The organism is Actinoplanes derwentensis, assembly GCF_900104725.1.
In the GTDB taxonomy this organism is placed as follows: Bacteria; Actinomycetota; Actinomycetes; order Mycobacteriales; family Micromonosporaceae; genus Actinoplanes; species Actinoplanes derwentensis.
Genome location: NZ_LT629758.1, coordinates 9,608,927 through 9,622,102 on the forward strand (window position 1 = coordinate 9,608,927; position 13,176 = coordinate 9,622,102).

Below are 13,176 nucleotides of genomic sequence, written 5' to 3' on the forward strand. Positions count from 1 at the left end.
CTGCCCTACGAAGATCTCTGGACCTGCCTGAGCGCACCCACTGGGTCCGGCAGCCGGCGTCTGATCGTGCTTGACCGGCTCGCCGCCGCCACCGATCGGCCAGCCGCCGCGCTCGAGCACGCGCTACCTGAACTCCGCGATCCGGCGCCGGACTGGAAGCAGTGGCGGCACTACCCCAGCGCGCCTGCCCGCTATGCACTGCCCGACACCGCGGCGGCGTCGTCCGCCGACTGTTCGCGCACCACGAGATGCTCTGCACCCGCCACGGCTACTGGATCGGCTCCACCGAGTTCGGCATCGACCACAAGCCCACCCCGATCGGCCAGCTGCTGCCCGAGCTCACCGACGCCCAGCACCGACATGACCGGCTGGTCCAGCGGCACGGCTGGAAACTCGCCCTGCACGCCATCGCAGCCTCACAGAACGTCTGTGTCGACCTGCGCTTCTACGGGCCGTCACCGCAACACACCATCCACGACCAGCGCATCAAGATCCTCATCCCGACCGCCAGCGCCTTCAACGGCCCGCGCTACATCGCCGCTTTCCACCCAGAGATCGTGCGGCTCGCCGAACTGTTCTGCGCACCTTCCTGGCGCCTGCCCGCCCGCACCGCCATCGAGCAGTTCAACGCCGCGAGTATCGCGGGATCCAACGGTCACACCGGTGACCGCGACGCCATTGCGGCGAAGATCGCCCAGACCATCGGCTACCCGGTCGACGCGATCCTCAGCAACAACGGTCACCTCATCACGTTCTGGCTCGCGGGTATGGGCTACGGCCCCTACTGCGAACCCGACAAGACCTTCCCCGACACCCGAGCTCAGACCCTCGACGGCACCCCGTCACCGAATCTGAAACAGCGCGAGGCCGCCCACCTCCGTCGGGCCGTCCGCGAGTTCGCCAAGAACAACCTGCTCGTCGCGGCCTGGAATCTCCCACCTCTCAACGTCCGGGAGATCCGGAAACCGGACATCCCGCCGCAGCCCGTTGACGCCCCAGCCTCAAACCTGGCCGAACTGTTGGGGCTGCCCGACCATGACTCGCGATCCAACACGGATGAAACCAGGCCGATAGAACAGGACCTTTCAGCGGATCCAACCGGAACCGTGCGGTCCGACATCGATGAAGGCCGTCCTGTTCAAGCGTGAGAAGATCAAGACCATGTCGGAGCTGGACAATCAGCGGCACTTCTGGGAAACTGCCGGCGCCGCGAAGACCTTCACCCATCCCATCGACTTCGCTTGGTTGTCTCGGTTGCCCTCCACGGCCCGCATCATCGACTACGGCTGCGGTTACGGACGGATCGCCGGGCTCACGCAGCAACAGGGCTTCCCTGACGTCGAAGGCGTCGACACGTCCGCCCGCCTCATCGACAGAGCCCGCCAAAGTAATCCCACACTCAGCTTCCGAGTGCTACTCAACCCGCCGACGCTGCCTTACCCGGACGCCAGCGTCGACGCGGTGCTCCTCTTCGCCGTTCTCACGTGTATTCCGACAGACACAGGGCAGCAACAACTCGTCACCGAGCTCACCCGGGTGATCCGCCCAGGCGGGCTGCTCTATGTCAGCGACCTGCTCCTGCAAACCGACCAGCGCAACCAGGCTCGATACCAACAGCATGCCGGAACCTACGGAACCTACGGCGTCTTCGAGACCGACGCCGGCGCTATCTGCCGACACCACACTGCCGACTGGCTGCAGAACCTGCTGCTCGACGGGTTCAACATCGACACCACCCGGGAGATCACCGTCGAGACGATGAACGCCAACTCGGCGAATGCGCTGCAGATCCTCGCAGTGAAGCGGTGACCTCGTGGACAGAGCAGAATGCCACTGACAAACCCCTGGCTGTCGGAGCCAACGCCGACCAACCGGCTGCCGCGACAAAGGCTTGATGAGCGCATCCTCAACCTGCTGTCCTCGCAGAACATGTGCGTGCTGGCGACCACCGGACCCGAAGGCCCGTTGGCGACACCGGTGCGTTACTACTCGCTCGACTTCGCGGTCATGTTCACTGCCTCGCCCCGGTCCCCGAAACTGCGCAACATCGCCGGTGATCCGCGGGTCTCCGTGGGCATCTTCGCCCCGCTGGTCGGGCTGGCCAGCAGCCGAGGAGCACAGCTGTTCGGCGAAGCCCGAGTGCTGCCTCCCGAGCATCCCGAACGGGACCACTACTGGGACGCCTTCCGCTGGGAGAACGAGCACGCCGAACGGGGCCGCTCACTCTCCGAACCGCCAAGCGACACACTCGTCGTGATCGAGCCGAACCGGATCGTCTATACCGAGCACTGGCTTCGGCGCGAAGGATTCGCGGCACGCCAGCTCTGGAAACGGCCCTCGCCGAGCAAGTCCAGCCAAGAAAAGGCCAACTAGATCCGGACGGATCAACCGCAGTAGTCCGCGCCGAGTTGTCTCGTTCCTGGCCAGCGCCGCAGCCGATGGCCAGCTATCTGCGGACCGGACAGACCTGTCGCGTCCGCCCAGACCTTGTGGAGTCCGGGCATGGATTGTGGATGATCTTGTGGGATCTGGAATCACCTTGTGGAGCGAACGGCAAAAGCATCGACGATGGCCCAAGCTCACGGTGTGGCGGCTGACCTTCCGGGCAAGCCGGTGCGGTGCCTGTACGTAACCGGGTTCGGATGCCGGGCGGGCGACTGAGCTGCGTGAACGGTCGTCTGACCGCTGAGGACTTTGGTGATGTGGCGGCGGCGCGGGCTGGGCTGAAGCCGACGGCCCGAGGTCGTCACGAGCCCAGAACCCTGGACCGGGCGCGCCTACTGCGGGTAGACGGTGCCGGGCGGCGCGGCGATCAGGACTGTCGCTTCGGTACGCCAGCCGAGCATCTGGTACAGCTGCTGGCCCTGAGTGCTGCCGACGAGCAGCCCGGTCTCCGCCCCGAGTTCGATCGCCGCGTCGGCCAGGATCCCCATGACCACGCTGCCCAGCCCTCGGCGCCGATGGTCCGGCCAGGTGAGGATCTTGTCGGCCGAAGCGTACCCGCCGACGACTCCCGCATGGCCCCGGGCGGCGTCCGAGCCGTCGTCGGCGAGCACCTGGACGTAGACCACGTCGTCGTCGACCGTGGTCTCGGCCCGGTACCCGGCGGGCACCGGGCTCCGGGGGTGCTTATGCAGGTCGACGCTCATCAGCTGCTCGGACTGCTGCAACATGATCAGCCCTGCCGCCTTCAGCACGCTCACCACCGACTCCGGCTGCGTGGTCGCCACGGTCAACCAGGTGACGCCTTCCTCGCGGAGCGCCGCCGCAGCGATCCCGGCCAACGACTCAGCCCGGTCGTCGAAGGCGAAAAGTTCGATCTCGCGCGAGTTCATCCGGCAATGCACCCGCAGTCCACCGGCTACCTCGACGCCCGGCTCGACCCTCCGAGCCCTGCCCCAGCCTCGTTGCCAAGTCGCGAAAACATCCCCCGTGCGGCCCACGTCGGCCAGTAGATCATGGACGGAGCCGGCGGCATCAGACGACGAGGGAGTACGCCTACGCCGATAGCCACGCCGGCATCCACCAACTCAATCTGGACAACCGGCTCCACCAACGTCCGGACCTACCTGTGAGCCGCTGGTCAACGCCTTTGTTCATCCACAACCCTGAGCCGGATGCGACAGTACCTGTCCTGTCCAGGCCACAGCATCCCCAAGGTCAACCAGCACAGCATCGACCGGCACCGCCGCAGCGCCCGATGGTTCGCCCACAACCGCTGCGGCGGATGGCCCATCCTCTATCACCGCCATGTCGGACCCGTCCTCGCCCGTGACTGGTCAGTCCGCATGGACCTGTTCATCGGCACCGTCGCCAGCCCTGCACTCTGGCCCCGCCGCGACGTACCGCCAGGACCACGAGGAGGACGACCGCTGCTCGGACGCGAGCGCAAGCTCTCGTCTCACCAGGATGCTGATTCCGACCATCCGACCGACGAGCGCCTACGATCTCGACATGCAGCGGCTGGCACTCTTCGATCTGGACAACACACTCGTCAACCGCAACACGGCCTTCCGCGCATGGGCCCAGGAGTTCGTCGCCACGCACCACCTCGACGCCACCGCATTGACATGGCTCCTGGAAACTGATGCCCGAACCACCGGCACCAAAGGCACCTTCTTCCACGCTGTCCGCGACGCCTTCACCTGCAGCAAGCCGCAGACGAACTCTGGCGGCAATACCGGCGACGCATGCCGGAACTGGTCACCTGCCAGCCGCAAGGCCTTGAAGCACTCCGCCGCCTGCGCGCTGCCGGCTGGCGGATCGGCATCGTCACCAACGGCATGACCGACAACCAACACGGCAAGATCCACCGCGCTGGCTTCAGCACCCTGGTCGACGCCTGGTGCATCTCCGACGAAGTCGGTATCCGCAAACCCGAGCCCGCCATCTTCGGCATCATCGCGCAGCGTTGCGGAGCATCGGTATCCCACGGCGGCTGGATGACCGGCGACGACCCGATCCTCGACATTGCCGGAGGCCGCAGCGTTGGACTGAGCACCATCTGGCTGCAGAACAAGTCGACGTCGTGGCCTGAGAACCAGCCGAAACCGGACATGACCGTGAGCACCGTCGCCGCTGCGGTCGAGCTGATCCTCCAAACGACGAATGAAGGTTCAGGGGTCGTCCCCGCCGACGAATCCGAAAAGTAGGTCTGGACGAACTCCGCCGCGGCCGTCCAGACCTACTTTTCGGTGCGCTGGTCACCGACCTGCCGTCCGAACTCTTCATCTGGACCGGACATCTGGGATCGCCTCGTCCATCGATAGTTCTCCAGACCGGTCGGCGTTCCCGTCTGCATCCGTTCACCGCGGGCCGGGGACGCCGCGCGATGGAGATCCGGCGCGGGCCAGCCGCAAGACTGCAGCGACGAAGTCGGCGCGCGGGTGCGGGTGTCGCCCGGCCCGGCCACTTCGATCGGAACGCTCCGGCCATCACGGCGCGACCCATACCTCGTCGCTGATCCGCTGCGCGGGTCCGGACTCTGTCGATGACGCCGTATCGTCCGCTCGCGGCCAACCGTGCCCGCGAGACGACGTCACCGTTGCTGTCGCAGATCATCCCGAGGAGCGCGCGGCCGCTCGCTGCCAGTCGTACGGTTCGAGGACGTACCGGGAGATGTTGTTGGTGCGGTCGATGTCGATGCTGAGGCCGCCGGTGATCGCGACGGGCGGTGTTGTGCCACGAGACACGGAGCAGCCGTATGCCCACGCATTGGTCAACTCCGCCAGTTCGAGCATTCGATCATCATCAGCCAACGTGGAGAGCCTGGCCAGCGACGGGAGACTCGACTCCCGGACGGAGGCGCCCGCCTTTCCGGGATCAATCGTTCTGTTACGGGGGAGGGGTTCGGTGATTCGGGAGCGTTCCGAGTCTGATCTGGTGGCCTGCGTGGCCGTGCTGCGCCGCGTGCACGAGGCGGATGGCTATCCGCTCAACTGGCCCGCTGACCCGGCCGGGTGGCTCGCCCCGCCGGAACTGCTGTGTGCCTGGGTCGCGGTGGTGGACGGGGCGATTGCCGGGCACGTCGCGGTTCACCGGGGCACGACGGAGGGCGCCGAACTGGCCCGGCTCTTCGTCAGCCCGGCGGCTCGCCACCGGGCGGTGGCCCGCGATCTGGTCCGGGTCGCTCGGGACCGGGCGACCCGCCTGGGGTACGTGTTGACCCTGAGCGTGACGGAGAACAGCGGCCGGGCCGCCGCCGTCACGTTTTACGAGGCCACCGGGTGGCGGTATACGCACAGCTCAGACGCTGACTGGACCGGCCCGGACGGTGGGCTGGTTAGGCTGCGCCACTATTCGGCCGGTGAGCGGTGACGTTCGCGGTGGGTGCCACCCCGGGCGGGGTCGGGTGGGGGTGCGGGTTGAGACTGTTGCGATGGCACTGATCCGGTGTGACTTTGACTCCGAGGCGCTGGAGACGGGTACCTCGATGACGGTGATACTGCCGGATCGGGTGAGGGTTGCGCCGCCGCCGGTGGTCTATCTGCTGCACGGGCTCTCTGACGACCATACGTCCTGGTCACGGTTCAGTTCGGTGGAGCGGTACGCGCGGGACCGCGGGCTGGCTGTCGTCATGCCGCAGGTGCATCGCAGCTTCTACGCCAACGAGACCTACGGGATGCGGTTCTGGGACTTTCTGTCGGTGGAGCTGCCGGAAGTGGTGGGGCGGCTGTTCCGGGTCTCGGGGCGGCGCGAGGACACCTTTGTGGCCGGGTTGTCGATGGGCGGCTACGGTGCGCTCAAATGGGCGTTGCGGGAGCCGGAGCGGTTCGCGGCGGCGGCCAGCCTCTCCGGGGCGCTGGATCTGGCCTACATCCAGGACCACGACATGCGGCCGCACGTTCGGGCCCTGACCGCCCGGGTCTTCGCTGATCGGGCCGTCGCCGGTGGCGACGAGGACCTGATGCATCTGGTTCGGGTGGCTGACCCGGCGGCCTTGCCGCGACTGGTGGTGCGCTGCGGCAACGATGATCTCCTGGTGGCGCAGAACCGCCGGTTCATCGCCGCCTGTGCCACCGCCGGGGTCGGTCTGGACTCGGCGTTCGAGCCGGGCGATCACACCTGGGAGTTCTGGGACCGGCACCTGCCCGGAGTGCTCGACCGGATGATCGAGGGCCTCAAGGTGTGATCGCGACGGCTACCGGGGTTCCCTGCTGCACTTCGAGGACGGCCCGGTCGCCGAGCGGTTCGGTGAGAGTGACGGTGACGGTCCGGGACGCGCCGATCGCGGGGCAGACGACGTTCTCGCCGGCCGGGCCGCGGTGGTGCTCCGCCAGGACGTAGACGACCACCGCGGACGCCGACTCGACGGCCGCACCGGTGTAGTCGGCGCCGCACGGTTCGGCAGCGGTGCCGGGGGCGCCGATGAAGGCGACGGTCAGCTCGCGGCTGCCGATCGCGGTGCTCGCCGAGTCGAGGGCCGGGCCGCCGGGTGGATCGTCCGGATTCCAGGACGGCGGGACCATCCGTACCGTGCCGTCGGCCGCGGGTCGGGTGAGCCGGGCGCTGGTGCCCTTGATCGTGTACTCCCAGACCGGCGCGGACGCCGGACCTCGCGTGGTGTCGACCCGGGCGCTGCCGAGCCGGGCGCCGGTGATCTTCAGCGGGGTGCACTCCGGGCATTCGGCCCGGCCGATCCGGGCGAGCGCCGTCTCGGCGGAGAGCAGCTCGACCTTCTCCCGGGTTCCGTTCTCCCAGACCACCTCGCCGGCCGTGGCCGGTGGGCCCGGCAGCGGGCCGGTGGCTTCGAGGTACCCGTTGCCGAGCGCCATCTTGGCGTTGTCACCGAAGGCCGGCTCGAACTCGCCGATCACACCGGTCTGGTCGCCGACCGGCACGAACCGCTGACTGCCCCCGGCAGCCTCCACCGCGACGTCATAACGGCGCAGCGCCGCCTCGGCCTGAGCGCGCAACAGCGGAGCGGGGTCCTCGGCGGCGACCTCCAGGGCGGGCGCACCACATCCGCTGAGCAGCGCCAACATCAAGATCCACGGTCCCCGTCGCATCATGCAGAGTACGACGCGGCCCACCCCCGCCCGGTTCCGGCCACGGGGTCCGTGCCGACTTGGGGTGCGGATCGAACCCTGAGTCGGCACGCAAGGCGGGCGCGGGTGTTGTGTGCCGACTTGGGGTGCGGATTGCACCCTGAGTCGGCACGCAAGTCGCGGGGTGGCGGTGAGGGGGCGGATTCGGCCCGGCGGTGGCGGGGTGGCGGTGCGGGGGCGCTTCGGCCCGGCGGTCGCGGGGTGGCCGGGACGGTTCGCCTGCCTTGCGGGGACGAGGCGGTGGCGTTGCGTGGAACGTACGATCAAAGGGTTTGGGAATAGATCGCCAAGCCGGTGTGCGCCGCGGTCAGGAACGGCACGCTGACCTGGTGTTTTGTTGCCTCGGTCACCAGGTCGCCGACGATTGCGGTGGCCTCTACCGGGCGGCCGGCCAGCAGGTCCCGGTACATCGACGAGGTGGCCGGTTCGGTGGTGGCGATGGTCGCCTCCAGCATGGCCGCCGCCTTTCCATGGATCGGGTGGCCGGCGGCCTCGGCTACCGCCACCGCTTCGGCGGCCAGGGCGTGCAGGAACTCGGGGCCGCCGGGGGCCTTGTTGATCGCGCCGATCGAGCCGCGCATCAGGGTGGTCGCCGCGCCCAAGGTGGCCAGCATGACCCATTTGTCCCACAGGTCCTGGATGATCGTGGTGGATGCCCGCACGTCGAATCCGGCGCCGGTGAGAGTCTCGGTGACCTCGGCGAGGCGATCGGTGTCGGTGTCGGTGTCGGGGCCGGCGGTCAGCGGGCCGAAGGTCAGCCGGTGCAGGGCGCTCATCTGGACCACGCCGCCGGTGTCGTCGAGGGTCGCGTGGATCATGCAGACGCCGCCCCAGGCCCGGTCCACGCCGAAGCGCCGGACCAGGGATTCGATGTGCCGGATGCCGTTGAGCAGCGGGATCACCACGGTTCGCGGGCCGACCGCCGGGACCAGGAGGGTCAGCGCCTCCTCCAGCGCGTAACTCTTCACCGCGACGAACACCAGGTCGTAGTGGCCGTCCGGCTCGGTGATCGTGCGGGGCGTGAGTACCGACTCACCGTCCGGTGTGGTGATCCGCAACCCATGTTCGGCCAGCTGGGCCGCCCGGGTCGGCCGGATGAGGAAGGTCACGTCCCGTCCGGCTTGCAGGAGGCGGCCGCCGAAGTAGCCGCCGGTGGCTCCGGCACCGAGAAAGAGAATTCGCACGCCGTCAATCCTGCCGCAGGCACCCGTAGGATCCGCGCCGACGGGAAAGGGTGCACACATCCAGGAACTCCCCGGGGTCGGGACCAGGGACGACGCGGTGCTGGCGCCGATCCTGGCGGCCGGCCGAGCACATGAGCCCGCCGGATCGGGTCAGGCCAGCAGTTGATCCGGGAAACACCAGCGCCAGGTCTCACCGGGCTCGTAGGAGCGCATCACCGGATGATCGCTCTCCCCGTGGTGGCGCGTCATGTGCCGCCGCGGGGAGGAGTCGCAACAGCCGACGTAACCGCAGTTCAGGCACTTACGCAGGTGCACCCAATCGGTGAAGCCGTCGGCCACGCACTCGGGGCAGCCGCCGTCGTAGGGTGCGAGGGGGGCCGGATCGCCGGCCTCCAACAGATGCTCACAGGTCAATGGTCACTCCGATGCAGCTGGGACTCTTCCAGGTCGAGCTCGCGCTGGGCACGCACCAGCACCTCTTCGGGGATGCGGCCCTCGTTCCGGGCGATCTTGAAGACGCGCCGTTCGGCCCGGATCATCTCGCGCCGCAGACGACCGTACGCCGCCGACGGGGTTTCCCGTTCCTGGCTGCCCAAACGCTCCCACGCGCTGTTCCCCCTGCTCTCCACCAGGCCCCGCAACCGGTCCACCACCGAGTCGGGCGCGCCGGGTGCGTGCTCGTTGAGCGCTTCCAGTGCGGCCTGCCCGGCGGCGTGCTGCACTCCGGCCTCGGCCAGCGCGTCCTGACTGCTGTAGTCCTCGCGCACGCCCAGGCGCCGGGACAGCCAGGGCAGCGTGGTGCCCTGCACCAGCAGGGTCAGCACGATGATCGCGAAGGCCACGAAGACGAACAGCTCCCGCGGGTAGTCGCCGTTCTGCGGCAGGGTCTGCGCGGCGGCCAGGGTGACCACCCCGCGCATGCCGGCCCAGGCGATCACGGTGGGCACGGTGACCGGTGGGCGGGGCTCCCGGTTGCGGATCCGGGGGATGAGCCGGGCCAGATAGGTCGCCGGGTACATCCACAGGAAGCGGACCGCCAGCAGGGCCCCGAACACCACGGCGGTGACCCGGGCGGTGGTGGCCAGGTCGGTCTCGATGGTGCTGACCACCGCGCGCAACTGGAGGCCGACCAATAGGAAGACCACACCCTCCAGCAGGAAGTTGACCAGTTTCCACACCGCGTCCATCTGCAGGCGGGAGGTGGCCGAGAGCAGGTACGGGATGCGGTGGCCCAGGTAGAGACCGGCCACCACCACGGCCACCACGCTGGAGGTGTGCAGTTTCTCCGCGACGATCACCACGACGAACGGGGTGAGCAACGCCACCGCGTCCTCCAGCAGCGCGTCGGTGATCTTCTTGTGCAGCCAGGCCACACCCACCGCGAAGGCCAGCCCGATCAGCAGGCCACCGCCGGCCTTCAGCGCCACCTCACCGGCGATGTCGGTGAACCCGACCGCGACGCCGGTCATGGCCCCGATCGCGACCCGCACCATGACCAGGGCGGTCGCGTCGTTCAGCAGGCTCTCGCCCTCGAGGATGGTGACGACGCGGCGGGGCAGGCCGACCCGGCGGGCGATCGCGGTCGCCGAGACGGCGTCCGGCGGTGCCACGATCGCGCCGAGCGCGACACAGGCGGCGAGCGGGACTTGCGGCAACAGCAGGTGTACGAGGAACCCGACCACCAGTGCCGTCAGCACCACCAGCCCGACCGCGAGCAGCAGGATCGGCCGCAGGGCCAGCCGGAACGCGGGCACCGACGTCTGCAGGGCGGCCACGTAGAGCAGCGGCGGCAGGATCCCGATCAGGACCAGCTCGGGCTCCAGATGCGCTTCCGGGAACCCGGGCACGTATGACAGACCGAGCCCGGCCACCAGCAGCACCAGTGGCGCCACGAAGCCGAGTCTCCGGGCCAGCGCGGCGCCGACCACGGAGATCCCGAGCAGGACTACCGTGCCGGCGATGCTCTCCATGCCGGGAAGCTTAGGGTTTCCTGAACCTCATCTCGTAGTGGTGCTCACCACCTGCGACCGGCCGATGGTCGAACTCTGGTTCCCGTCCAGGTAGAGGTTCGCCCGGGTCCGCACCATGTCGACGGTGAAGATGTACGGCGTGTTCGGGTCCAGCCCGCTGATCGTGGCGCTGACGTAGCCGCACTTCTTCGGCGCGTTCTTGGTCCAGCCCAGCTGCTTCTGCAAGCCCTTGGTCAGGATCTGGCTCTCCGCGGTGATGCGGTAGTCGACGATGTCGCTGCCGCCCTGGTTGTACCAGGTCACCACGGCACTCGTCGCGGACGGGACCACGTTCAGCCCGTTGATCACCGGGATGTGCTCCAGCAGTGAACAGGTGGGGCTCGGCGTGGGCCAGGGCGAGCCGCTGGCGTTCAGTGACGGCCACGTCATCGACGGGGTCGGTGAGGCAGTGCCGAAGCTGGGCGCCGCCGGCGAGGGCCCGGCGCTGCCCTGGTCGAAGAGGATCCAGTTGCGGCCCGGAGTGCCGGTGCTCTGCGCCGCGCCCCCGGCGGACGAGGACGACGAGGACGACGACGACGAGGACGACGAACAGCCGGCCAGCAGCACCGGCAGCACGACGAGGGTCAGGACGGCAGATTTCCAGGAGCCCAGCACGTCTGGTGTTTCGGGTTTGCGCCGCAGAACCTTAGCCGTTCCGGTAATGCTCCCGGGCCCGCTGTGCCAGATCCCGGGTGGCCGCCGAGTTGGCCCAGGTCCCGAGGATGATGCCGGCGCCCGGCACCACCTTGGCGAAGATCCGCTTGGCGGCCCGGATCCCGGCCATCTGCGCCAGTTTCACGCTCAGCCGCATCAGGACCCCGGCCAGCGGGCGCCCGGAGTCGCCGGTGAAGATCCGGCTGGCGCGTTCCCGCCCGGCCGCGACCCCGAGCGCCGTCCGCGCGGTCTCGGCCACCTTGTGCACTTTCTGGAGCACCAGCAGATCGGTGGCGCGCTCCGGTGCGGCCGGATCGTTGTCGTAGGCCGCCGCGATGTGCAGCACCATCCGGGCCTGGGTCCAGGCGAGCACGCCCACGTCGAGTAGCGCGCCGGGCAGGCCGGCCGCGCCGGAGACCGCCCCGGAGACCCGGGCCAGGGTGGTGAAACGCTTGATCGCGAGGGTGGCCAGCTCGTCCGGGCCCAGCTCGGGGCGCGCCGCTCGCATCCTGGTGTGCCACTCGGCGGCTTCCGGGCCGATGCGGCGGGTCGCCTCCAGGGCGAGGTGCTCGGGCGCGTACTGCGGGTCGGCCTTCATCCGGGCCCACAGGGAGCCGGGAGGAGCCGCGGTGTCTTCTGCCAGTTCCTTCGTCACAGTTCACTCCGAGGGGGGTGAGGAAGAAGATCTGCATCCCATTGTGACGGGTGCGCGCACGTCTCCGGTTCGTCAGGTAGGTGATTATGGAGGCGGACCGGAATCAAAGACGCCGGTCGGCTGTTACCGCCGAAAACACTTCTATGGAGGTTGGCAGCGTGCTCGACCCGTACGGGCTCTATGAGATCACCGGTGACCTGCCGGAACTTGACGCCCCGGTGCTCATCCAGGCGCTCACCGGCTTCGTCGACGCGGGCAGCTCGATCCAGCTCGCCCGGGAGAACCTGCTGGACAACCTGGAGAACGAGGTCATCGCCACGTTCGACCTGGACCAGCTGCTCGACTACCGGTCCCGTCGCCCTCCGATGGTCTTCGTGGCCGACCATTTCGAGAGCTACGAGGAACCCAGCCTCGCCCTGCACCTGGTCAAGGACCAGTTGGGCACCCCGTTCCTGTTGCTCGCCGGTCCCGAACCGGACCTGCAGTGGGAGCGTTTCATCGCCGCCGTCACGCTGCTGATCGACCAGTTCGGTGTCAGCGTCACGGTCGGGCTCAACGCGATCCCGATGGCGGTGCCGCACACCCGCCCGGTCGGCGTCACCGCGCACGCCACCGACAAGCGCCTGCTCGGCGAGCACGAGTCCTGGCTCCAGCGGGTGCAGGTGCCGGCCAGCGTCGGCAACCTCCTGGAGTTCCGGCTCGGCAACTCCGGCCGGGACGCGCTCGGGTACGCCGCGCACGTGCCGCATTACCTGGCCCAGACCGGTTACCCGGCGGCTGCCGAGGTGCTGCTCGACTCGGTCTCCACCAGCACCGGCCTGGCGCTGCCGACCGGTGGGCTGCGCGAGTCGGCCAAACTGGTGCGCGGCGAGGTGGACAAGCAGATCGCCGACGACGAGCAGGCCGCCCGCCTGGTCACCTCCCTGGAGGCGCAGTACGACGCGTTCGTCCGCGGGCGTGAGGCCAATCTGCTCGCCGACTCGGACACCCCCCTGCCGACAGCCGACGAACTGGGCGCCGAGCTGGAGCGTTTCCTGGCGGAGCAGAGTCGCGACGACACCTAGCCCCCGCGTCCGGAAGAATGACCGCAGGCGCGGCCGCGCAGGATTAACCCATCCCCGGGGTGG

General features: G+C 68.7%; 16 protein-coding genes. 8 read left to right on the forward strand and 8 right to left on the reverse strand.

Going from position 1 to position 13,176, the window contains the following annotated elements; genetic code table 11:
• Positions 1 to 248: 248 nt before the first annotated feature.
• From BLU81_RS42945 to BLU81_RS42955, 3 genes are read left to right on the forward strand one after another with little or no spacing between them, the layout of a single operon-like run.
• Positions 249 to 1,148: a hypothetical protein gene (locus BLU81_RS42945; RefSeq protein ID WP_092554894.1), complete on the forward strand. Its 900-nt coding sequence runs from the start codon at positions 249 to 251 to the stop codon at positions 1,146 to 1,148.
• Positions 1,123 to 1,809, forward strand: coding sequence for a class I SAM-dependent methyltransferase (locus BLU81_RS42950; RefSeq protein WP_231953794.1), 687 nt, complete (start codon positions 1,123 to 1,125; stop codon positions 1,807 to 1,809). Before BLU81_RS42945 ends, BLU81_RS42950 begins: the two co-directional genes overlap by 26 nt.
• A gap of 18 nt (positions 1,810 to 1,827) precedes the next feature.
• Positions 1,828 to 2,373: a pyridoxamine 5'-phosphate oxidase family protein gene (locus tag BLU81_RS42955; RefSeq protein WP_092554896.1), complete on the forward strand. Its 546-nt coding sequence runs from the start codon at positions 1,828 to 1,830 to the stop codon at positions 2,371 to 2,373.
• Positions 2,374 to 2,777: 404 nt separating this feature from the next.
• Here BLU81_RS42955 and BLU81_RS42960 read toward each other — a convergent pair whose 3' ends face one another.
• Positions 2,778 to 3,335 carry a GNAT family N-acetyltransferase gene (locus tag BLU81_RS42960; RefSeq protein WP_092554898.1) on the reverse strand — a complete coding sequence of 186 codons (558 nt, stop codon included), beginning with the start codon at positions 3,333 to 3,335 and terminating at the stop codon, positions 2,778 to 2,780.
• A 574-nt stretch (positions 3,336 to 3,909) separates the two neighbouring features.
• On the opposite strand from BLU81_RS42960, the gene BLU81_RS51180 reads away from it, so the two are divergent.
• Both BLU81_RS51180 and BLU81_RS51185 read left to right on the forward strand, forming a co-directional pair.
• Positions 3,910 to 4,287, forward strand: a complete 378-nt coding sequence (locus tag BLU81_RS51180; protein ID WP_231953795.1) for a hypothetical protein — start codon at positions 3,910 to 3,912, stop codon at positions 4,285 to 4,287.
• The gene (locus tag BLU81_RS51185; protein WP_231953796.1) at positions 4,191 to 4,652 is read left to right on the forward strand and encodes an HAD family hydrolase; all 462 of its coding nucleotides are present in this window, start codon (positions 4,191 to 4,193) and stop codon (positions 4,650 to 4,652) included. The genes BLU81_RS51180 and BLU81_RS51185 overlap by 97 nt, the downstream gene beginning before the upstream one ends.
• Before the next feature lie 405 nt (positions 4,653 to 5,057).
• On the opposite strand, the gene BLU81_RS51190 is transcribed toward BLU81_RS51185, so the two are convergent.
• Positions 5,058 to 5,240, reverse strand: a complete 183-nt coding sequence (locus BLU81_RS51190; RefSeq protein WP_231953797.1) for a hypothetical protein — start codon at positions 5,238 to 5,240, stop codon at positions 5,058 to 5,060.
• A 112-nt stretch (positions 5,241 to 5,352) separates the two neighbouring features.
• On the opposite strand from BLU81_RS51190, the gene BLU81_RS42970 reads away from it, so the two are divergent.
• Together BLU81_RS42970 and BLU81_RS42975 are read left to right on the forward strand one after the other, a co-directional pair.
• The gene (locus BLU81_RS42970; RefSeq protein WP_231953798.1) at positions 5,353 to 5,817 is read left to right on the forward strand and encodes a GNAT family N-acetyltransferase; all 465 of its coding nucleotides are present in this window, start codon (positions 5,353 to 5,355) and stop codon (positions 5,815 to 5,817) included.
• Positions 5,818 to 5,878: 61 nt separating this feature from the next.
• A complete protein-coding gene (locus tag BLU81_RS42975) occupies positions 5,879 to 6,631 on the forward strand; it encodes an alpha/beta hydrolase (RefSeq protein WP_092554900.1) in 753 nt (250 codons plus the stop codon).
• Here the strand turns inward: BLU81_RS42975 and BLU81_RS42980 are convergent.
• The 6 genes from BLU81_RS42980 to BLU81_RS43005 all read right to left on the reverse strand — a co-directional run bounded on the left by BLU81_RS42980 (position 6,621) and on the right by BLU81_RS43005 (position 11,992).
• Positions 6,621 to 7,484 (reverse strand): hypothetical protein, encoded by an 864-nt coding sequence (locus BLU81_RS42980; protein ID WP_092554901.1) that lies wholly within the window; start codon positions 7,482 to 7,484, stop codon positions 6,621 to 6,623. The genes BLU81_RS42975 and BLU81_RS42980 overlap by 11 nt on opposite strands.
• 326 nt (positions 7,485 to 7,810) lie before the next feature.
• Positions 7,811 to 8,731 carry a ketopantoate reductase family protein gene (locus BLU81_RS42985; protein ID WP_092554903.1) on the reverse strand — a complete coding sequence of 307 codons (921 nt, stop codon included), beginning with the start codon at positions 8,729 to 8,731 and terminating at the stop codon, positions 7,811 to 7,813.
• Positions 8,732 to 8,881: 150 nt separating this feature from the next.
• Positions 8,882 to 9,145 (reverse strand): UBP-type zinc finger domain-containing protein, encoded by a 264-nt coding sequence (locus tag BLU81_RS42990; RefSeq protein ID WP_092554905.1) that lies wholly within the window; start codon positions 9,143 to 9,145, stop codon positions 8,882 to 8,884.
• On the reverse strand, positions 9,142 to 10,701 hold the full coding sequence (locus tag BLU81_RS42995; RefSeq protein ID WP_092554907.1) for a Na+/H+ antiporter: 1,560 nt from the start codon (positions 10,699 to 10,701) through the stop codon (positions 9,142 to 9,144). The genes BLU81_RS42990 and BLU81_RS42995 overlap by 4 nt, the downstream gene beginning before the upstream one ends.
• A gap of 27 nt (positions 10,702 to 10,728) precedes the next feature.
• Positions 10,729 to 11,355 carry a fibronectin type III domain-containing protein gene (locus BLU81_RS43000; RefSeq protein WP_092554909.1) on the reverse strand — a complete coding sequence of 209 codons (627 nt, stop codon included), beginning with the start codon at positions 11,353 to 11,355 and terminating at the stop codon, positions 10,729 to 10,731.
• A 31-nt stretch (positions 11,356 to 11,386) separates the two neighbouring features.
• Complete coding sequence (locus tag BLU81_RS43005; protein WP_092558465.1) at positions 11,387 to 11,992, reverse strand: EcsC family protein; 606 nt, start codon at positions 11,990 to 11,992, stop codon at positions 11,387 to 11,389.
• Positions 11,993 to 12,207: 215 nt separating this feature from the next.
• Here BLU81_RS43005 and BLU81_RS43010 point away from each other — a divergent pair, with 215 nt between their 5' ends.
• The gene (locus BLU81_RS43010; protein ID WP_092558467.1) at positions 12,208 to 13,113 is read left to right on the forward strand and encodes a proteasome assembly chaperone family protein; all 906 of its coding nucleotides are present in this window, start codon (positions 12,208 to 12,210) and stop codon (positions 13,111 to 13,113) included.
• Positions 13,114 to 13,176: the final 63 nt, after the last annotated feature.

Bases quoted from the DNA above. Each gene is read 5' to 3' on its own strand.
- BLU81_RS42960 (WP_092554898.1), bottom strand. From the start codon at position 3,335: ATGAACTCGCGCGAGATCGAACTTTTCGCCTTCGACGACCGGGCTGAG.
- BLU81_RS51190 (WP_231953797.1), bottom strand. From the start codon at position 5,240: ATGCTCGAACTGGCGGAGTTGACCAATGCGTGGGCATACGGCTGCTCC.
- BLU81_RS42980 (WP_092554901.1), bottom strand. From the start codon at position 7,484: ATGTTGGCGCTGCTCAGCGGATGTGGTGCGCCCGCCCTGGAGGTCGCC.
- BLU81_RS51185 (WP_231953796.1), top strand. From the start codon at position 4,191: ATGCCGGAACTGGTCACCTGCCAGCCGCAAGGCCTTGAAGCACTCCGC.
- BLU81_RS42955 (WP_092554896.1), top strand. From the start codon at position 1,828: ATGCCACTGACAAACCCCTGGCTGTCGGAGCCAACGCCGACCAACCGG.
- BLU81_RS51180 (WP_231953795.1), top strand. From the start codon at position 3,910: ATGCTGATTCCGACCATCCGACCGACGAGCGCCTACGATCTCGACATG.
- BLU81_RS42975 (WP_092554900.1), top strand. From the start codon at position 5,879: ATGGCACTGATCCGGTGTGACTTTGACTCCGAGGCGCTGGAGACGGGT.
- BLU81_RS43005 (WP_092558465.1), bottom strand. From the start codon at position 11,992: ATGAAGGCCGACCCGCAGTACGCGCCCGAGCACCTCGCCCTGGAGGCG.
- BLU81_RS42950 (WP_231953794.1), top strand. From the start codon at position 1,123: ATGAAGGCCGTCCTGTTCAAGCGTGAGAAGATCAAGACCATGTCGGAG.
- BLU81_RS42945 (WP_092554894.1), top strand. From the start codon at position 249: ATGCTCTGCACCCGCCACGGCTACTGGATCGGCTCCACCGAGTTCGGC.
- BLU81_RS42995 (WP_092554907.1), bottom strand. From the start codon at position 10,701: ATGGAGAGCATCGCCGGCACGGTAGTCCTGCTCGGGATCTCCGTGGTC.